The sequence below is a fragment of the Candidatus Binatia bacterium genome (assembly GCA_036493895.1).
Lineage (GTDB): Bacteria > Desulfobacterota > Binatia > UBA1149 > CAITLU01 > DATNBU01.
Genome location: DASXOZ010000039.1, coordinates 14,614 through 33,248, shown reverse-complemented (window position 1 = coordinate 33,248; position 18,635 = coordinate 14,614). Strand labels below are relative to the sequence as shown.

Genomic DNA, 18,635 nt, shown 5'->3' with positions numbered 1-18,635 from the left:
CCGCTGCGCGCGCGGTTCTCCCACCCTTCTGCGCTCAGCCGGCGTGATCCAGGACCTTGCGCTGGGCAGCCAAGAGCTCACGGATGCCGGTCCATGCCAGGTCGGTCAGCTCGTCGAGCTGGTCGCGGCGGAACGTGCCGCCCTCGCCGGTGCCCTGGACCTCGACGAACTCGCCGTCGCCGGTCATCACGACGTTCATGTCGACGTCCGCGCGCGAGTCCTCGTCGTACGCGAGGTCGAGCAGGGCGCGGCCGCCGACGATGCCGACGCTGACGGCCGCTACCGCCTTGACCATCGGGTTTCCGAGCAGCAGCAGCCCCTGCTTTTCGAGGCGGCGGCAGGCCAGGCCCACGGCCACCCACGCGCCGGTAATCGACGCGGTCCGCGTGCCGCCGTCGGCCTGCAGGACGTCGCAGTCGATCTGGATCGTGCGCTCGCCGAGCGCGGCCATGTCGACCGAAGCGCGGATGCTGCGGCCGATCAGGCGCTGGATCTCCATCGTGCGGCCGCCAACCTTGCCGCGGGCGGCTTCGCGGTCGTTGCGCGTATGGGTCGAGCGCGGGAGCATCCCGTACTCGGCCGTGACCCAGCCGGTCCCGCGGCCGCGAAGGAAGCCGGGAACCCCTTCCTCGACACTGGCGGTGCAGACGACCCGGGTCCGGCCCATGCCGATCAGTACCGATCCTTCGGCGTGCTCGATGAACCCGGGCTCGATCGTAAGAAGCCTGAGCTCGCGGTCTCCCCGCCCGTCGCTGCGCGCCGTTGCTGCCGTCGATGACATGTCGTGGGATTCTCCTGTCGAAGCTGCTGCGACAATCTTTCGTCGCCGTCGTTTTGTGTTGGCGGCCCTCGCCCGGGTGGTGGTACAACCCGCGCCATCGTCGAACCCCGCACCGCGGGCCCCGACCGACTCGCCGAAATTGGGGTCAGGCACCAGCGTGCTGGTGCCTGACCCCAACTTCACTCCGCCCTCAGTCCGCCAATCCGATAAACTCTAGAACTCGCGCATTTACCTGCTCGGGCTTCTCACAGTGCATGAAGTGTCCGGCACCGTCGATCACAGTCTTTTCGAGGCCGCCGGGGAACGCCTCCTCCATTCCTTCGCAAAGCTCCAGTCCCATGCAGCCGTCGTTGGAGCCGTGCAGGTACAGCGTCGGCACCGTGATCGGCTCCATGCCGAGCCGCATCTGGTCGGCCATGAGCGCGGGGTCCTGGCGCGAAGGGTCGAACAGGCAGCGGTAATAGCCGAGGGCCGCTTCGAGCACCCCGGGCCGGGCTAGCGTTTGCAGAACCGGCGCGATGTCTGCGTCGGTGTACTTCCACGCCGGCGACCAGTCGCTCCACAGGTTGCGGATGAAGCGAAGGTCGTCGTGGGAAACGGCCATTTCGGCCATCAGGGTCTGGAAGAAGAACATGTACCAGGACCGCTTCTGCTGCGCGTAGTTCGTCGCGAACGCAGTGGTCAGGCGCGGGCCGTAAGCGACGGCGGCGGCAACCAGTTTGCGGATGCGTGACGGCGCGAACAGCGCAGCACCGTACGCCGCCAGTGCGCCCCAGTCGTGACCGAACACGACGGCCTGCTGGTCCGGCGACAGGGCCTCGACCAGCGCCGCGGCGTCGCGCCCGAGCGCGGCGGTCTGGTAGATGCCGCCGGGCGCCGCCGACGTCGGCGCATACCCGCGCATGTACGGCGCGACGACGCGATAGCCCGCGTCGGCGAACGGCGCCATCTGGCGGCGCCACGTCGTCGCGTCGTCGGGGAAACCGTGCAGGCACAGCAGCAGCGGACCGCTGCCCAGCTCGAAGGCGACGAAGCGGATGCCGTTCGCATCGACTTCGATGGTCCTGGCATCGGTTTTCATGGTCTTCTCCTTCTGTAGTTGCGCTGTAGTCGCGCTGCGGTTCACACGGTGGTTCACGCGCCGGATCACGTGGCGTCAGCCGCGCTGCCCCTGCGCCGGCTGGGCAGCCTTCGCGCGGGTCTCCGCCCGCAGCGCGCGGTTCAGCCTCTCGTCGTTGTAAGCCTTGAGCTGGCGCCAGCAGCGAAAGCAGCTGCGTCCCGCCGCAAAATCGTCGAGCAGCGCCGCCAGGCAGGCGCCGAGGTCGGCGCGCTGCTGGCTCAGCAGCTCGCGGCGGTGGCGGCTCTCCTCGACCGTCGCGATGTCATCGTCCGCGGCCGCATCGATGGCGACCTTCTCGAGGTTGTGGATCTTCAGCGCAAGGATGCTCAGGCGATCGATGATCATGCCGGCGCTTTCCGAATGAAGACGCGCGCCCGCGACATCGACGTTCGAGAACTGCGCGAGATAGACCACGTCGATCGCTTCCATCAGGTCGTTGCGACGCTGGTTCCACGGATCGATCGCGCGCTTGAGCGCAGCGACGCGGCTGTCGGGGATCTCGCGAAGGCGGGCCTCGTCCTCGAGGCGCCAGATCACGAAGTTCGCAAAATGCGCGACTTCGATCCGTTCTTCGAGCAGTGCTTCGTCCGACAAGACCGGTGGCAGGATCATCGCGGCAAGGTCGGCGCCGGCCTGCGCGCTGTCCTTCTCGGCATCCTCCCAGCGCAGCAGCAGGCGGTCGTGGAGCGCGACGATTTCGTCGGGGGAACGGTCCATCGCGGGGCCGGAACCTAGTTCAGGCAAGGCGGGCGGACCAGCGCACGGTCTGCTGCGGCAGGCGCGTGACGCAGCACACGCTCAGCCGGCCAGCAGGGTGCGTGCTGCGGCGAGCACTTCCTCGACCCGGATGCCTTCGACCGCGGCCCGCGCCGCACTGCCCCTCAGCTTTCGCGAGGGCTCGACGCCGCCGGCGCTCAGCATCACCGACCGCGCCGGTGAAAGCGGCCGGTCAGTCCTCCACGGCCTGCCCCCGGCCAGGACGACGGCCGGGACCTGCTGCATCCAGGCCATGTGCAGCGCCGCCGTATTGGCGCCCAAGTAGAGACCGAAGCGGCCGACGAGTGCCATCATCTCGACCAGGCTCGTCGGCGGAGCCAGCACGGCCCGCGGCGAAGCGGCAGCAACTGCCGCGGCGATGTCCATCTCGCCGGGCCCCCACAGCACCATGCACCCGACTCCCTGCTCGCCGAGAGCGGCAACCACCTGCTGCCAGCGCTCCGCGGGCCAGCGGTCGCCGGCGCGGTGATCGCTGGTGCCGGGAAAGACTGCAACGACCGGGCGGCCTGCCTCGTCAAAAGTCGCCGAGGCCGCCTCCGCTATCTCAGGCGGGATCCAGAGACCGAGGTTTGCCAGCGGCGGGGCGAGGTCGGGCTCGATACCGAGAGGATGCAGCAGCCTCATGAATCGAACGACACGATTTTCGTATTTATCGTCGAGGCTTACGTGGCAATTGGTAAAGAGGAAGTTCGCTTCCGTCCCGGAGCGCAGCCCGAGCCCGATCCTCAGCGGCGCGGCGCTGGCCCGGACGAGATAGCCGCTTCTCAGGCGCGTATGGAAGTCGATCGCGACGTCGTAGCCGGAAGCGGCAAGCTCGCCGCCCGCGCGGCGAAGTTCTTTCCACGCGGACCAGGCGCCGGCCTTGAGCGCACGGCGACGGACGATGTGGACCCGGTCGAGAAGCGGGTTCCCCTCGAGGACCGGAGCCGCGGTATCGCTAACGACCCACCCTATCTCAGCCGCCGGGAAGGCCCGGCGAAGGAGCGCCACGGAAGGCAGCACGCGAAGGCAGTCGCCGATCGCGCCGAGCCGCACGATGAGTATGTGCCGGGGCGCGCCAGTGGCCGCGCCCGCACCGGCCAGGCCCTCCTGCATGCCTGCCAACTAGCGAAGCAGCGCTTGCAACGCCACGCCTGCTGCGCGCAGGTACCCGCCGCGTCCGCCGCACCTCGTCACGGTTCACGTTGCGAACGCGGCTTTGTCCGGTCCAAACTGCCCGGACGCACACGGGTGGGCCCGGGGCGATCGCGCAAACCGTGAAAGGCTCGAGGAAACCACCTGCGGACAGCCGCAGCACGACCGGCCCGATGCGGCGATGCACCGGCGCTGCGCTGGCGCTGGTTGCCCTGGCAGCGTTTGGCGGCTGCGCCGCGCTCGGCCAGATGCGCGGCAACCCTGCCTCCACCTCGCACGGCGACGACGCCAAAGCAGAGCCGGTCGGCGCCGCGGGCGTCGAGATGGTGCGCTCGGCCCTTGGCGCCGGAAACCTGGACAGCGCCGAAGAGCTGCTGAAGAAGGCGCTGGCGCCGCCGCCCGGCACCAAGCCGCCCGACGATCCCTCGCGCAACGTGATCCACCAGACTCCGCAGACGCCCGAGCTGCTGCTGCTGCGGGCCGAGCTGCGCATCCGCCAGCAGCGCTATCCCGAAGCCGAATCCGACGCGCTCGGAACAATGGCCTTGGTGCCCGCGACATCGTCGGCCGCCGACGTCGTGCAGCAATCGTCGAAGACGAAGAACGAAGCCGCCCCGCGCCAGCTGACGCAACGGATGATTCACGTCCACATGGCCGAGCTCTACGAAAACGCCGGCCGCGACGACAGCGCCAGGCAGCATCTGGAGGAGGCGCGCCGCCTGTGCCTCGAAGACCCCGATCTTGCCGCGCACGGAGACTGCGAGATCGAGCGCCAGGGGCTCGTTCGAATCCTCGTCGCGCGCGGCCAGTACGGGAAGGCGGAACCTCTCGTGCTCGCCGAAATTGCCGACATCCAGTCGCGCTTCGGTTCGTTCGACATCCGCCTTTCGGTCGCGTTCTGCGATGCGGCCCGCTTCTACGCGCGCCAGGGCAAATACGACCTTGCCGGTCCTCTTTACGCTCGCGGCCTCGACGTCTGGAAGAACTCTCGCGACCAGGCTTTCACCGACTATACGAACGCGCTGGTATCGGGGCAGCCGAGCCCTTTCGACCCCGAGTTCCTGCGTCCTCGTGCCGGTCATCTCGTGTTCGCGGCACCGTGCGGTCTCGAGGATCAGCCCGAGCTGCTGTTCAAGCTCGGCAAGCCCGAATCGGCGGCCGACGCAGCTGCCTATGAACAGCAGCTGTGGGCCGGCGACACCGAAGCGGGAGCTTCGGCGCAGAGCGCGCTCGATGCGCTCGAAGCCCGCGGAGGAGACGCGCTCGACATCGCGGCCGCACGCCACGCGGTGGCCTTCGTCGCGCTGAAGAAGCGCGAAAGCGATGCTGCCGAGCGTGAGCTTCGCGGTGTCGTCGACGCCTACACCGCGGCATGGCCGACGCTTCCTCTTTCCGAGCGACGCTATCGCTGCCAGGACTACCTGGCCGCCCTCGAGAGCCTGGTCGAGCTGCTTCGTTCGTCCAAGCGGTTCCCGGAGGCCGTGACTCTCGGACACACGGCTACCGAGGTGGCCTCGGCCACGCTCGATGCCTACGACTCGTTGCGTCTGGATACCTTGCTGTCGCTGGCCAAAACCTACCGGGAGATGAACGACGTCGACAATGCCGAAGCAGCGGCCGGCAATTACCTCGACGCGATCATTGCTGCCCGAGGCGACACTTCGCCGGACTATGCGTGGGCCCTTCGGACGATTTCGTTTGCATATCTGCTGAAAGACGAGATCGACGCTTCCGAGCGAATGGAGATGCAGGCCAAGGCGATCTGGGCTAAACAAAGCACCGTCGCACCGGCATTCTGAGCGGGGCCGCGTAGCGCGAAGCGCGATCGGGAAATCCAGCGAGGCAAGGGAGGAGCCTTGCGGGCAGCGCTGCCGTCGGGCGACGGGGGGTCGGCCGCAAGGCCCAAGGGAGAGGAGACTCGTGAGCGAAAGTTCGACCAAGATCGGTCACGTCATTTCGGTGGCGGGATCCCGCGTTTCTGCGCTGCTCGTCTACACGTCGAGCGACGGCAACAGCATGGGCGTCGCACGCTCGGCGGTGCAGGTCGGCGCCATCGCCCGCATCGAGACGGGGCACTCGACCGTCTTCGGCATGATTTCCAGCCTGCGCACCGAAAATCCGTCCTTCCCGCCGGTGGCCGACGAGAAGCACTTCTTCGAACTGGATCTTCTCGGCGAAGCGATGAAGGACGTCGCCACGGGAACCGAAGGCGGCTTCCAGCGCGGCGTCTCCGTCTACCCGGGCCTCGGCTCCGAGGTCTTTACCGCGACGCGCGCGGACCTCGAGCGCGTCTACGCAAGGCCGGCCGCCTCCAACGTCCGCGTCGGCGCCATTCACCAGGATCGCACGCTGCCGGCGTTCGTCACCACCGACCACCTCGTCGGCAAACACTTCGCGGTGCTCGGCACGTCGGGGTCCGGCAAGTCGTGCACGGCAGCGCTGCTGCTGCGCGCGATCCTCGACCAGAACACCAGCGGCCACGTCGTGCTGCTCGATCCGCACAACGAATATCGCCAGGCCTTCGGCGAGAGGGCCGAGATCGTCTCGCCGCAGAACATGGAACTGCCGTACTGGCTGCTCAATTTCGAGGAGACCGTCGAGCTGCTGGTCGGTCGCGACGGCATGCAGCAGGAGACCGAGGTCGGCATTCTCAAGGGCGGCATCCTCGAGGCCAAGCGGCGCTACGTCGGCGAAGGCCGCGACACGAGCTACATCACCGTGGACACACCGGTGCCGTACCGCATGGCGACGCTGCTGCAGTACCTCGATCGCCAGATGGGACGCCTCGACAAACCCGAGACCAGCGCGCCGTACATGCGCATCAAGGACCGCATCGAGACGCTGACGGCCGACTCTCGCTACAGCTTCATGTTCTCGGGCATGTTCATCTCCGACAACATGGCCAAGATCATCGGCCGACTGCTGCGCATTCCGGTCGGAGGAAAGCCGATCACGCTCGTCGATCTCTCGGGAGTTCCTTCCGAGATCGTCGAGGTCCTGGTCTCGATGATCAGCCGCATGATCTTCGACTTCACGCTGTGGTCCGAGCGCAACAAGGCCGTGCCGGTGTTGCTCGTCTGCGAGGAAGCGCACCGCTACGTGCCGAAGGGCGAGGCCGCGTTTCCGTCGGCGCGCAAGGCGCTCGCGCGAATCGCCAAGGAAGGGCGCAAGTACGGCGTCGCGCTGTGCCTGATCACGCAGCGGCCGTCGGAAATCTCGCCGGAAGTGCTGTCGCAGTGCAACACGCTGTTCGCGCTTCGCATGAGCAATTTCCCCGACCAGGAGTTCGTCGCCAAGACGCTGCCCGACAGCTCGGGCGGCCTCATCAATGCTCTTCCGGCGCTTCGAACCCAGGAAGCGATCGTCGTCGGCGAAGGCGTCAACGTGCCCGTGCGCCTGACGATGGACAATCTTGCCGAAGAGTTCCGGCCCCGCAGCGGCTCGGCCAAGTTCGCCGCCGCGTGGAGGCAGGAAACCACTCCGCAGGGGTTCGTCGAGCAGACCGTCGAGAGGTGGAGGCGCCAGCAGCGCGACTAGCGGCGCCCTCGCGTCGCTTTCCGTTCGCGATCTGGATGAGAGAAGCCGCCGACGTCGTCCGATGGGCGCGGCTCTTCAGCGCGCCGCCTCGAGATCGGCGAAGATTTCCGCAAGAGGAACGGCCAGGCCGGGCGGCGCCGGCGACGACAGGCATGGAATGAATCGGGTGCGTTGCGCTCTCGCCCCGCCCCCGCTAACTGGCGCCGCAGTCGAAACACCCCGCTTGCCACCCTCACGAGCCCCAGAGGAGAGGAGCCGATATGTCGAAAACCACCCTTCGCGGAAACCCCGTCACCCTGGCCGGAAACCTGCCGAAAGTCGGCGACACCGCGCCCGACTTCAACCTGACCGGCTCCGACATGGCGCCGATCACGAAACAGAGCCTTGCCGGAAAGAAAAAAGTCATCGTGACGCTGCCGAGCCTGGATACGCCGGTGTGCCAGATCGAGACGCGCAAATTCAACGAGCAGGCGTCGTCGCTCGGTGAGAACGTCGTCGTCGTCGTCGCCAGCGTCGACACGCCGTTTGCCGCCAAGCGCTTCTGCACGACCGAAGGGCTCGACCGCGTAAAGTCCGGCAGCGACATCCGCGACCGCGACTTCGGCAAGCGCTGGGGCGTCGCGATCGCCGACGGCCCCCTGATGGGCGCCACGGCGCGCGCCGTCTTCGTCGTCGACGAGCACGACAAGGTCACCTACAGCGAACTGGTCGACGACATCGCGCACGAGCCGAACTACGATGCGGCGCTTGCGGCGCTGAAGCACTGACCGGGGCGAAGCTTCGCCAATGACAAACGGCCCCGCGACGCTGCGTCGCGGGGCCGTTGTCGTTTTGCTTGGAACCTGAGAGGGAAACCTCAGCTGGAGCGCGATCTCGTATTTCCCTCTACGGCAGGGTGATCGCCAAACGTCTTGTCATTTTTTAATCTACGGCCCGATTTCCTCGGAAATGCACCACGCCAGATACGTGGCCATGACAGCCACTGCACGAGGCCTGCAATGGCAGCGACGGCCCAAACGATGACAAAGCGTCCGTTGTCTCCGAGAGCAGTCGGCTCGGGAACACGCAGCGCGGCCAGAACCCCACCGATAGCTAACGGAACGATGAGACCGATGGGAAATCCCGAAACCTCCAGAACAAGAAGAGCAACCAATTGGCCCTCGATTTGATAAGGGGAACTGTCCAGTCCAGCACGCAACCATGCCAGCGCCCAGATCGTCCACACAAGGACGATAACTGGATCCCAGCGGTTCCAAGTTCTGGATTTCATTTGTGCCATGTTGGCCGTAGCCGAGTAGATCTACGACGCGTCACCTCCAACATCGGGATCCCGTCACAGGATGCAAAGGTTGGCGACCTTCAACCGCACGTGGCTCACCGCGCCGTCCTCGACGAGGACCCGGCGGCGGGAGCCGGCCCAGCACGTCGGCATTCTCGGATCGCCGACGAAAGCACGCACCTTGTAGAGACCAGGCGGCGTCTCGATGCCGAAATGTCCGTCGGTCGGGTGCAGCCTGGCCACCAGCGCATGGTCGGGCAGGCTGCGGATCACGACCGTGAGCCCGTCACCCGTAAACAACGGTGGCGGCGGAGGCGGCACCGCGCAGGGGCCGGCACAGGTGGTGTTGACGACGACGCCGGAAATGCCAGTCGTCGCGATGTCTGCGCCGGCGACGGCGCAAAGCACCAGAACGGCGCCCATCGCGATCCAGCCGGACAGCCCGCTTGCCTTCTTCATGCCGCTTCGAGGATAGGCCCGCCGCGAGCATCCGGCAATGGCTACAGACACTCGTACAGAGCCCCGATCAGGTTGCGGTTGGTCGGGTTGTGGTAGCGCGGCCCCATCCGGTTCATCGCATAGCCGAACGCGACACCGGCAACGGAATCGGCAAAACCGAGGGCACCGCCGGCGCCGAAGTGCAGCACGACCCCCGGATTCGGCCCGATCGGCTTGTCGAGCGGCGCAAGCTGGAAACCGAGCCCGAATCGCGACGGACGTCCGAGCACCGCATCGATTCCGACCGAGTGCTCACGCGCGCCTTCGTCGAGCGCCTCGCGCGACACCATGCCTGCGCGACCTCCCGCGGCGACGACGCCGTAGATCCTGGCGATGCCGAGCGCGGTGGCATGGCCGTTGGTCGACGGATAGTCGGCGCGGCGCCACTGCGTGTCGTTGACGGTGCCGTGACCGGAGGCGCCCCGCGGATTGAAATAGGTATGCAGCTGCATCAGCTCTTCGTCGCGGATGCGCGTGCGATCGACCTCGGGCACCGTGGCAAGCTCCGCAAGCCAGACGAACTCGGCCACCCTTGCATCGTCCCGGGGCGCAACGCCGATCACGAAATCGGCATCGAGAGGGGCCGCGATCTCATTGCGAATGAAAGCTCCGGGCTTCAAGCCGCTGGTGCGCCGCACGACTTCGCCGACGAGAAATCCGAACGTGTTGACGTGGTAGCCGTGGCGCGTCCCCGGCCTCCACCACGGAGACTGCGCGGCGAGTGCCGACGTCATGCGTTCCCAGTCGTACATCGCGCCGTCGGGCAGAACTTCGCGCACAGCCGGCAGGCCCGCCTGGTGGGCGAGCAGCTGGCGCACGGTGATCGCTTCCTTTCCGGCCGCCGCAAATTCCGGCCAGTAACGGCATACCGGAGCATCGAGATCGACCAGGCCGCGATCGACGAGCATCAGCATCGCCAGCGCGAGCACGCCCTTGCCCACCGAAAACACATTGACGAGCGTGTCGCGCTCCCACGCACGCGTTCGCGCAGCGTCGGCATGCCCGCCCCACAGATCGACGACGGTGCGCCCGCCGGCAATGACCGCCAGCGAAGCGCCGATCTCGCCGTGTTGGGCGAAATTTCCCGCGAAGGCCTCGCGCACGCGTTCGAAGCGCGGGTCGCAGCTGCCGTGGATTTGCGCGGCAGGCATCGCCGTCAATGCATCAGCAGGCGCAGCAGCGACGCAACGATCAGCACCAGCGGGGCGAGCGTCAGCGCAAGCGCGGTGCCGAAGACGAGGATTCCCGCCAGCGACCAGGCGACGAACGCGAGGACGTCGGTCGCGTTGGCAGCAGGCGCTGCCGCACCGAGGCGCAGGCGGCTGCGCAGCGAGCGCACGCTCTCGTCGAGCAGCGCCTCGTCGTATTCGCCGTCGTAGAGATTCGCGCTGTGGCGTCCGCGCGCGAAAGCCGTCCACATCGCCCGCGGCGCAATCAGCAGCCCGAGCCCGAACGCCGACAGGTTGAGCACCCACGCCGCCCAGTGGTCGCGGCATCCGGATGCGATTTCCCACGCGCCGATCTCCGACTCGCCGGTCATGTCGGTGCCGTAGTCGGTGACGACGTGGTGCAGGTCGTGGAGTCGCACCGAGCGCACTCGCTGGGCAGTGTTCGGGAACGCGAACGGCAAGGGACCGATCTTTACCTTGACCCACTTCTCGTCGTAGCCGCCCTCGCCGAACCCGTTGGCGTCGAAATACTGGCGGCGCGCCAGGCGCAGCGTAAGGTCGTCGGCGTAGCGCGGCATCGGCGCGCATATCGCCACGGGGCCGGATTTGTGCAACCGCGACGGCGCGCCGCACGGTGCCGGGCGATTTGCGTCGTGATCTGGCGAAAAAGAGGCGACCACGGACCGCCGGCGAGGCTGCCCGATGCCCTCCGCAGCCGGAGCTTCACCCGGAGGCGGTCTCGGTTATAAGCTTTCCCATTTCGAGCTGTTCGAGCTGTTCCAACTGTTCCAACTGCGGGAATTCCCTGCTTTCACCGGCTGCAGCGCAAGGACCACCGATGAACAACGCACCGTCGATCCACGAAATCCATGCCAGGCTGACTGCGCCCGGCGAAGTGCTCGAGATGGAAGAGATCGTCATTCGCGGCGTTCCGACGCGCGTGTGGAAGAACGCTCCGGCCTCGCTCGCCGCCGTGCTGGCACTGAGCCGAACGCACGGCGACACCGATTTCATGGTCTACGAAGACGACCGCTGGACGTTCGAGCGGCACTTCCTCGCCTGCACCCACCTCGCGCAAGTCCTGCGCGATCGTTACGGCGTAAAGAAGGGAGACCGCGTCGCGATCGCGATGCGTAACTTCCCCGAGTGGTCCGTCGCGTTCTGGGCCGCCGCGTCCGCAGGCGCCATCGTCGTGCCGCTCAATGCGTGGTGGACCGGGCCCGAGCTCGTCTACGGTCTTCAGGACTCAGGCTCGACCGTTCTTTTCGGCGATGCCGAGCGCCTCGACCGCCTGGTTCCCGAGCTCTCGCAGCTTGCGGGCCTTCGCATCATCGTCGCACGCGACCCGCGAGCGGAGCTTCCCGGCGGAGCCGAGCACTTCGACCGCGTCCTCGGTAACCCGCCCGCCGGTGCCGAAATGCCGGCGGTTGCGCTCGATCCGGAGGACGACGCGACGATCTTCTACACGTCAGGCACCACGGGACATCCGAAAGGCGTGCTCGGCACCCACCGCAACATCTGCGGCAACCTGTTCAGCCTGCGCTTTGCGAACATGCGCGCCGCGATGCGCGGAGCAGTGCCCGGCGCCAAACCGCCGGCAGGCCCGGGCCAGAGCGTTTACCTGCTGTCCGTGCCGTTCTTCCACGCCACCGGCTGCCATTCGATCCTCGTTGCGAACCTGGCCGCCGGCAACAAGCTCGTGATCATGCACAAGTGGGATCCCGCGCGCGCCCTCGAGCTGATCGAGCGCGAGAAAGTCGTCACGTTCGGCGGAGTTCCCGCGATGGTCTGGCAGGTCCTGACGCACCCGGACTTCAAGACACGCGACCTTTCGAGCGTGCGCTCGATCGGCTACGGCGGCGCGCCTGCCGCTCCCGAGCTGGTGCGCATGATCGAGGAAATGTTTCCCGGCCGTACTCCGAGCAATGGCTACGGCATGACCGAGACGTCGTCGGTCACGACGATGAACATGGGCGTCGATTACCTTCGCCATCCCGACAGCGTCGGCGTTCCGGTTTCGGTCTGCGACCTCAAGGTCGTCGACGAAGAAGGCCGCACGCTGCCGGCCGGCCAGGTCGGCGAGCTGTGGATCAAGGGACCGAACGTCGTCAAGGAATACTTCCACAAACCGGAAGCAACGACCGCGACGTTCACCGACGGCTGGGTCCATACCGGCGACCTCGCACGCATCGACGAAGAGGGGTTCGTCTACCTCGTCGACCGCGCCAAAGACCTGCTGATTCGCGGCGGCGAGAATATTTCTTCCGTCGAAGTCGAGGGTGCGCTGTTCGAACACCCCGCGGTTACCGATGCCGCGGTGATCGGCATCCCGCACAAGGTGCTCGGCGAGGAAGTCGGCGCGGTGGTGCACCTGGCCGCCGGCCGCAGCGCGAGCGAAGAAGAGCTCAAGAAGTGGGTCGGCGAAAGACTCGCGAGCTTCAAAGTTCCGGTCAAGGTCTGGTTCTTCGACGAGCCGCTGCCGCGCAATCCCGCCGGCAAGATTCTCAAGCGCGACCTGAAGAAGCAGCTTCTCGGGGCCTAGAGTGCGTCAGCTTGCGGCTGGCGAGCACGGCGTAGAGCGTCGTGATACGCCCGTTCGAATCGACGTCGGCCTGAAGCACGAAGCGACGCGCCACGCGTGACGCGTCGATCTCCGGATGGCCGGCGCCACGGTCCGGCAAGTCGAGGTACAGCGCCGGCATGCCGCCGACCAGCATGCCGACGATCGAGCCGACGCCCCCGTATTTCGACAGGATGCCCTGGTAGAAACGCGCGACGCGCGAAGCTCCGAGGATGGGGTTGAGCGCGGCGTAGAACTCGCCGCCGCCGTCGCTCAGCGCGCGGCAGTCCTCGGTGAGCAGGTCCTCGACGCGGGCCAGGTCGCCGGCGACCAGCGCTTCGGTGAATTTCCACAGCGCCTCGCGGGCCTTGTCGCGCGCCGCAGCCACCGACGGGTGCCGCGTCCCCTCGTAGCCCTGCATCGCGCGCCGCGCGCGCAGGTGCGCGACCTTGATTCCTCCTTCGCTGGAACCGAGTACCACCGCGGTTTCGCGCACCGAGTAGTCGAACACGTCGCGCAGCAGCAGCACGGCACGCTGGCGCGGCGTCAGCGCCTCCAGCGCCACGAGGAACGCCATCGACATGCTCTCGATGAGATCGTAACGGCCCTCGGTGCTGACGCCGGACGCGACGACCTCGACGGCCTCGATACGTTCGCTCTCATCGTCCCCGGCGACCGGCGACGGCAGCCAGGGACCGACATACGGACTTCGCCTGCGTCGTCTCAGCAGATCGTGTGCAAGGTTCATCGCGACGCGCACGAGCCACGGCCTGAGAGGCCGGTCGTCGCCGTCCGTATCCTTCTCGAGCAGGCGCACGAACGTCTCCTGCACGAGATCGTCGGCGTCGGCCGCGCAGCCGGTCATCCGGTAGAGCAGTCCCCACAGGAACCCGCGATGCTCGTCGAACAGCGCTGCGGATCGGTCTGCCATCGCCGCCAGGAGCTCCGGCGGCGACTCTGTCGCCTCCGCCCTGCTCATGCGAGCGCGGCGGCGGCAGTGCTGTCGTCTGCGACCCTCGCGCGGGCGCGCGCCGCCGCCACCAGACCGGCTTTGCGACCGCTCGAGACGGCAGTGTCGGCGATCATCGACTCGTCCCCGACCCAGTCGCCGGCGACCAGCACGGTATCGGTATCGGGAAGCTCCGGACCCGGCCTCTCGCGATCGGCGGCCACGAGTGCCCCGGTGACGAGCATCGACGGAAGATAGCGGCGCTCGACGAGAACGCTGCGCCAACCTGGCTGCACGAGATCGCAGAACGCCTCGAGCTCCCGTTCCACCTGCTTGGCATCGCCCGAGTCGGGGCCGAGGTACTTCGCGACGTGGACGAGAGCTCCGCCGTCGGGAGCGAGCGCGGCCGAAGCCGAATGCACGGAGAAATAGAGCGGCGCATCGATCCCGAGCACGAACAGGCGCCGCGGGTCCGGCAGGCGCCGCAGAGCGAGGTCGAGGCACGCGGCCTTGACCGGAATCGAGCTGCCGGCCCACGCGGCGATGGTCGCGGCGCCGTCGCCTTCGGCGAGCGCCGCCGCAACCGGCGGCGGCAGCGCAAGAATTGCGATGCGCGCGCGCAGCGCGCGTCCGTCGGTCAGCGTGACCTCGGCACCGTCGCCGCGGGAGCGCACCGATTTCACGCGGTGGCCGGTTTTCACGCGCGCACCGGCCGCTTCGGCGGCGCTGCGCAGCCCGGCAACCAGAGTGCCCCATCCTCCGTCGAGATAGAGGACGCCAGCGGCGAATCCGGCCTGCAGTTGCGTGATCGAAGCCGCTGCGCACGAGCGCTCCGGATCGTGCGCGTACGACGTCAGCCGCGCGAGCGCTTCGACGAGCGCACGGACGACATCGTCGCGGAACGTCGCGTCGAGCCACTGGCGCAACGTCTGACCTTTGACCGACGCGGCATCGATCTTCGCGAGCGAGCCGAGCACGCGGCCGAGCTCGAGCTTGCCGGTGAGCGGAACGAGATCCGTCGTCAGCAGCGAGATGAATCCGCCCGGCAGCGCGTGAAGTCCTCCGCGGTGCAACCCGAGTCCGCCACTGACCGCCGGGCGCCGGCCGGTAAAGGACACGCCGAGCTCGGTAAGCGTCTTGTACGCGGGGCCGCCGTCGTAGAGGGCATGCGGACCGACGTTGAAGCGATATCCGGAGCTCTCATGGGTTGTCCCTCGTCCGCCGGCTTCTTCGGTGCGTTCGAGCAGGACGACGCGCGCGCCGGCTCGCGCGGCGAACGCGGCCGCCGTCAGCCCGGCAAGTCCGCCACCGACGACGATGACGTCGGCGTCGAAGGCCGCAGGGCCCGACGAACGCGTCTGCACGAGAGAATTCGCCCCCAGGTCGGCGGCGAACGAAAGCGATTGGTTCTGGACCGTGGCCATGAAGGGTCACCTCCGTCGTTTTGGGACCTTCACGAACGGCGCGCCCGAAAGGTTACGCGGCAATGCGGTCGCGCTGGGCCGCGCTGAGGCGATGGCACCGGCGCCCCGTAAATCGACGGGACGCCGGTGCCTTTAGCCCTTCGCTACTTGCAGAAGATCGCAGTCCCGCCGCCGGCCATCGCGCAGTGGGGTGCCGGAGACGGTCCCGGGAACAACAAGTCCCCGCACTGGCCACCGGCTGCCACCGGCTGATCGATGACGACCGTCGCGTGAAGCGGCAGAGTCGCAGCGGTCGCATCGACCGAAAGCCCGCTTCCCTTGATGCCGATCAGAAGGTGCCCCGGGGTCGCGGCCTTCCAGCGCACCTTGATGCGACGGATTCCCGTCGTCGCCGCGCTCTTGAACGTCGCACCCGTCGCCTTCGACGTCCACGACGCGCCGCCCGGCACCGTGACGTCGAGCAGCGTCGCATTGGACGCGTCGCCGACCAGGATGCGCAGTCCTTTGGTTGCCGGATCGATCGCCGGCGAAGTCGGCACGTCGACGGCGCCCTTGAGCTTGAGCGATTCGTCTCCGAGCGGCAGCGGGACGCGGCCGAGCGCGAGCTGGGCCAGCGTCGCAGTCGCACCGAACGTGCACGGATCGCACGCGTCGCCGACGCCGTCTGCGTCGGCATCCGCCTGCGAAGCATTGGACACCGTCGGGCAGTTGTCGCTCGCATCGGGCACTCCGTCGGCATCCGAGTCGGTTCCCATCCCGCTCGGATGAGAATTCGGATCAGCGGGATCGGTTCCCGCATCGATCTCGTCGCTGTCGAACCAGGTGTCTTCGTCGCGATCGACGCCCTGGCGCACCTCCGTGCCCGGCGGCACGACGGTAAACGTGACCTCGCTTGCGGCCGCACAGCCGAGCCTCAGGTTGTCGGCAGTGACCATTTCGCCGGCACGGTCCGACTGGAAACTGTTGGTGCCTGCAACGTAGACCCACCCGCGCTGCTCCCCTGCGAACTTGCCGCGAGCGATCACCCCCACCTTGCCGGCATCGGCAAGGCCGAGCATCGCGTCGATCAGGTCGATGGTCGCCTGCACAGCCTTGTTGTTACCGTCGACGGTGATCTGGCGGCCGACCGCCGCGTGAGTGCCGGACGGGAACGAGAGCAGGAACGCTTCGAGGTCGTGCCTCTCGGTGTCGCCCGGCGAGCCGGCGGGGAAATGGAAGCGCGACTGTTTCAGGAAATCGAACAGTGTGTCGAAGCCGCCGTCGTGACCGAAGCCGTACCCGCGGTTGTTCGTCGTCGACGTGAAGTCGAGGCCCACTTTCCTGTACATGTCGCGAAGCTGGGGAACCGCGATTCCCTGGGTCTCGCCGATGATGTCGGGCGAAACGACGAAGCCCGCGCCTCCGGTCGGCATCGTGTGGCAGGTCACGCAGGTCGTCGTGCCGCCCTGGATCGCGCTCGTGTCGAAAAGGATCTCTCCGTTGGCGGCGTTGCCCGGATATCCCGGCACCGACGACGGGGAGGCGTCGTCGAACGTGCGGTACGGATTGGGCGGGAAGTGTGTCGTTGCCAGGAACGCTTCGAGCTGGTTCATCTGCGTGGGCGTCGGCGGCGCCGCGGCGCCCATCAGGTCGGTGAAGCCGACCGAGAACGCTGCGATGTTCTCGCGATCGCCGCGCCAGTGCAGCGGCTCGGTGCCGACCGACGCAATCAGCGTCTGCGTCATCATCGGGCCTTTCATCGGATGCCAGTCGCTGCAGGAATTGGACGGCCCGACGCCGGTGTTGCACGGCACGTCCAGCGTCTTCATCGAACCGGCCGGGTCGCCGAGGTCCCACGCTTCGGTGTCGCGGTTGGCGTCCACGTGGCACGACGCGCACGACTCGTTGCCGAGCCGGCTCGTCAGGTGCGCGTCGTAGAGGAACGGGCGGCCCGTCTTGATGACTGCCGGCGTCGGATCGTAGAGGCTCGAGCGCCCGAGCTCGGTGTCGGTGCCCGTGTCGATCGACGAGACGCTGCCTTCGAACCGGTTCCACACGTACAGTCGCTGGCGCGGCGTATCGAGAGCCAGTCCGGTGGGTCCCTGCCCGACGTCGATCGTCGCGAGACGGGCTCCCGTTGCGCTGGCCTTGATGACGTTGTTCGAGCCCATGCCGCTGATGTAGGCGCCCGAGCCGTCGCTTTTCCACACGATGCCGCGCGGATCGCTGATCGACATGTGCTGCTCGGCCGGCGTGACGCTGGTCTTGAGGAACTGCGGATTTCCGGGCGTCGCGAACAGGTGCGAATTGAGATCGGCCACCCCGTTGCCGACGTTGACGTTGTTCGGATCGAAGCTCGCGATGCGCATGCGAAGGTTATCGAGCGCGTTTTCGACGAAGCGGTGCTCGTTCGGGCCGTAGTTGCCGACGGTGAACACGCGTCCGTTGGCCGGATTGACCGCGATGGCCATGTTGATGTTGAGCAGGTCCAGCGCGTACGTGACCGCGAGGTTCGAAGTCTGGATGATCGCGACGTCGTTGGTGTTGAGGCCCCAGGTGATCAGCGCATCCCACTTGTTGTTGTTGTCGTCTTTCCAGTCGGTCCCTTCGCGGTTGATGATCAGCGAGACTGCAGGAGGAGCCGGAAGGCCGCCTGCGATCGGAGGATTGAAGCTCATGCCGCTGTTCGGCGGAGGATTGACGCCGCCGTAAGGGCCGCTCGGATCGTCGACGATCGACTGCGGGAGGATCATCGAGCGGTTTCCCGACTCGAAGATCGCCGCGTAGACGTGCGTGCCATCGGTGGCAAGGGCACGGATGTCCTTTCCCTGGATGTTGACCGTCGCGGTGTGCGCCAGCGTCGACGGGTCGTAGACGGTGACCTGGTTCGGCTGGGCCAGGCTGATGTACGCACGCTGCGGGCTGCCCGCGAAGACGACGTCGCAGGGCTCGTCGCCTGCCGCGACCGTCGCGACGACGTTCCTGGCCGTCAGATCGACGATGCTGACGGTGTCGGAGATCTTGTTGGCGACCCAGGCCTCGCTGTTCGACCGGGCTCGCACCGAAACCGGCTCGAGCCCCACCGGGATCGATGCGGTGTGCACCGGCAGCGCTCCGCCGAGCGTGAACACCTCGAGGCGCCCGTCGGCTGTGTTCGTGACGAGCAGGCGGGTCCCGTCGGGCGTCATCTCGACCGGATGCACCGGCGGCGTCTCGAAGTTGTAGAAAGAGCCCTGGGCCCACGCTCCCTGGGTGCCGGCGAGCACAAGACCGGTGACGACGATCAAGTCGCGGCTTCGAATCCTCATGTGTTCGGTCCCCCGTGCGGGCAGAAAAACGGCTGCCCGATGGGCGGGAAAGACCCGCCCCAGTTTCCCCAGATAGGGGCCCCACTCGAGCCCCTTACGATCATCTAAAGACCTGAGGAC

At 67.2% G+C, this 18,635-nt stretch carries 15 protein-coding genes; 4 read left to right on the top strand and 11 right to left on the bottom strand.

The annotated features are described in order from the left end of the window. Positions 1-34: 34 nt before the first annotated feature. The 4 genes from rph to VGK20_09925 all read right to left on the bottom strand — a co-directional run bounded on the left by rph (position 35) and on the right by VGK20_09925 (position 3,773). Positions 35-781: a ribonuclease PH gene (gene rph / locus VGK20_09940; protein ID HEY2774355.1), complete on the bottom strand. Its 747-nt coding sequence runs from the start codon at positions 779-781 to the stop codon at positions 35-37. A 190-nt stretch (positions 782-971) separates the two neighbouring features. Next, complete coding sequence (locus VGK20_09935) at positions 972-1,862, bottom strand: alpha/beta hydrolase (GenBank protein ID HEY2774354.1); 891 nt, start codon at positions 1,860-1,862, stop codon at positions 972-974. Positions 1,863-1,937: 75 nt separating this feature from the next. Next, positions 1,938-2,618, bottom strand: coding sequence for a DUF4254 domain-containing protein (locus VGK20_09930; GenBank protein ID HEY2774353.1), 681 nt, complete (start codon positions 2,616-2,618; stop codon positions 1,938-1,940). A gap of 81 nt (positions 2,619-2,699) precedes the next feature. Next, entirely contained in the window at positions 2,700-3,773 is a 1,074-nt protein-coding gene (locus VGK20_09925; GenBank protein ID HEY2774352.1) for a glycosyltransferase family 9 protein, read from the bottom strand. Positions 3,774-3,985: 212 nt separating this feature from the next. Between VGK20_09925 and VGK20_09920 the strand changes: the two genes are divergently transcribed. The 3 genes from VGK20_09920 (at position 3,986) to tpx (ending at position 8,116) form a co-directional block, all read left to right on the top strand. Then, positions 3,986-5,611, top strand: coding sequence for a tetratricopeptide repeat protein (locus VGK20_09920; GenBank protein HEY2774351.1), 1,626 nt, complete (start codon positions 3,986-3,988; stop codon positions 5,609-5,611). 121 nt (positions 5,612-5,732) lie between these two features. Beyond that, a complete protein-coding gene (locus tag VGK20_09915; protein HEY2774350.1) occupies positions 5,733-7,349 on the top strand; it encodes an ATP-binding protein in 1,617 nt (538 codons plus the stop codon). 260 nt (positions 7,350-7,609) lie between these two features. Next, the gene (tpx, locus tag VGK20_09910) at positions 7,610-8,116 is read left to right on the top strand and encodes a thiol peroxidase (protein HEY2774349.1); all 507 of its coding nucleotides are present in this window, start codon (positions 7,610-7,612) and stop codon (positions 8,114-8,116) included. Between the two features lie 89 nt (positions 8,117-8,205). Here the strand turns inward: tpx and VGK20_09905 are convergent, their stop codons facing one another. The 4 genes from VGK20_09905 to VGK20_09890 form a co-directional block, all read right to left on the bottom strand. Then, positions 8,206-8,619 carry a hypothetical protein gene (locus VGK20_09905; protein HEY2774348.1) on the bottom strand — a complete coding sequence of 138 codons (414 nt, stop codon included), beginning with the start codon at positions 8,617-8,619 and terminating at the stop codon, positions 8,206-8,208. Positions 8,620-8,682: 63 nt separating this feature from the next. Then, complete coding sequence (locus tag VGK20_09900) at positions 8,683-9,087, bottom strand: hypothetical protein (GenBank protein ID HEY2774347.1); 405 nt, start codon at positions 9,085-9,087, stop codon at positions 8,683-8,685. Between the two features lie 41 nt (positions 9,088-9,128). After that, entirely contained in the window at positions 9,129-10,277 is a 1,149-nt protein-coding gene (locus VGK20_09895) for a serine hydrolase domain-containing protein (protein HEY2774346.1), read from the bottom strand. A gap of 5 nt (positions 10,278-10,282) precedes the next feature. After that, the gene (locus VGK20_09890; protein ID HEY2774345.1) at positions 10,283-10,873 is read right to left on the bottom strand and encodes a hypothetical protein; all 591 of its coding nucleotides are present in this window, start codon (positions 10,871-10,873) and stop codon (positions 10,283-10,285) included. Between the two features lie 260 nt (positions 10,874-11,133). Here VGK20_09890 and VGK20_09885 point away from each other — a divergent pair, with 260 nt between their 5' ends. Continuing rightward, positions 11,134-12,837 (top strand): class I adenylate-forming enzyme family protein, encoded by a 1,704-nt coding sequence (locus VGK20_09885; protein ID HEY2774344.1) that lies wholly within the window; start codon positions 11,134-11,136, stop codon positions 12,835-12,837. On the opposite strand, the gene VGK20_09880 is transcribed toward VGK20_09885, so the two are convergent. The 3 genes from VGK20_09880 to VGK20_09870 all read right to left on the bottom strand — a co-directional run bounded on the left by VGK20_09880 (position 12,800) and on the right by VGK20_09870 (position 18,515). After that, positions 12,800-13,786 (bottom strand): sigma-70 family RNA polymerase sigma factor, encoded by a 987-nt coding sequence (locus VGK20_09880; GenBank protein ID HEY2774343.1) that lies wholly within the window; start codon positions 13,784-13,786, stop codon positions 12,800-12,802. The genes VGK20_09885 and VGK20_09880 overlap by 38 nt on opposite strands. Before the next feature lie 44 nt (positions 13,787-13,830). Then, positions 13,831-15,228: an FAD-dependent oxidoreductase gene (locus tag VGK20_09875; GenBank protein ID HEY2774342.1), complete on the bottom strand. Its 1,398-nt coding sequence runs from the start codon at positions 15,226-15,228 to the stop codon at positions 13,831-13,833. Positions 15,229-15,371: 143 nt separating this feature from the next. Further along, the gene (locus tag VGK20_09870) at positions 15,372-18,515 is read right to left on the bottom strand and encodes a thrombospondin type 3 repeat-containing protein (protein HEY2774341.1); all 3,144 of its coding nucleotides are present in this window, start codon (positions 18,513-18,515) and stop codon (positions 15,372-15,374) included. Between the last annotated feature and the right edge of the window lie 120 nt (positions 18,516-18,635).

Excerpts from the sequence above, each read along its gene's own strand:
- VGK20_09870 (HEY2774341.1), bottom strand. The coding sequence starts at position 18,515 with ATGAGGATTCGAAGCCGCGACTTGATCGTCGTCACCGGTCTTGTGCTC.
- VGK20_09905 (HEY2774348.1), bottom strand. The coding sequence starts at position 8,619 with ATGAAATCCAGAACTTGGAACCGCTGGGATCCAGTTATCGTCCTTGTG.
- VGK20_09890 (HEY2774345.1), bottom strand. The coding sequence starts at position 10,873 with ATGCCGCGCTACGCCGACGACCTTACGCTGCGCCTGGCGCGCCGCCAG.
- VGK20_09895 (HEY2774346.1), bottom strand. The coding sequence starts at position 10,277 with ATGCCTGCCGCGCAAATCCACGGCAGCTGCGACCCGCGCTTCGAACGC.
- tpx (HEY2774349.1), top strand. The coding sequence starts at position 7,610 with ATGTCGAAAACCACCCTTCGCGGAAACCCCGTCACCCTGGCCGGAAAC.
- VGK20_09930 (HEY2774353.1), bottom strand. The coding sequence starts at position 2,618 with ATGGACCGTTCCCCCGACGAAATCGTCGCGCTCCACGACCGCCTGCTG.
- rph (HEY2774355.1), bottom strand. The coding sequence starts at position 781 with ATGTCATCGACGGCAGCAACGGCGCGCAGCGACGGGCGGGGAGACCGC.
- VGK20_09900 (HEY2774347.1), bottom strand. The coding sequence starts at position 9,087 with ATGAAGAAGGCAAGCGGGCTGTCCGGCTGGATCGCGATGGGCGCCGTT.
- VGK20_09935 (HEY2774354.1), bottom strand. The coding sequence starts at position 1,862 with ATGAAAACCGATGCCAGGACCATCGAAGTCGATGCGAACGGCATCCGC.
- VGK20_09925 (HEY2774352.1), bottom strand. The coding sequence starts at position 3,773 with ATGCAGGAGGGCCTGGCCGGTGCGGGCGCGGCCACTGGCGCGCCCCGG.
- VGK20_09880 (HEY2774343.1), bottom strand. The coding sequence starts at position 13,786 with ATGGCAGACCGATCCGCAGCGCTGTTCGACGAGCATCGCGGGTTCCTG.
- VGK20_09875 (HEY2774342.1), bottom strand. The coding sequence starts at position 15,228 with ATGGCCACGGTCCAGAACCAATCGCTTTCGTTCGCCGCCGACCTGGGG.
- VGK20_09920 (HEY2774351.1), top strand. The coding sequence starts at position 3,986 with ATGCGGCGATGCACCGGCGCTGCGCTGGCGCTGGTTGCCCTGGCAGCG.
- VGK20_09885 (HEY2774344.1), top strand. The coding sequence starts at position 11,134 with ATGAACAACGCACCGTCGATCCACGAAATCCATGCCAGGCTGACTGCG.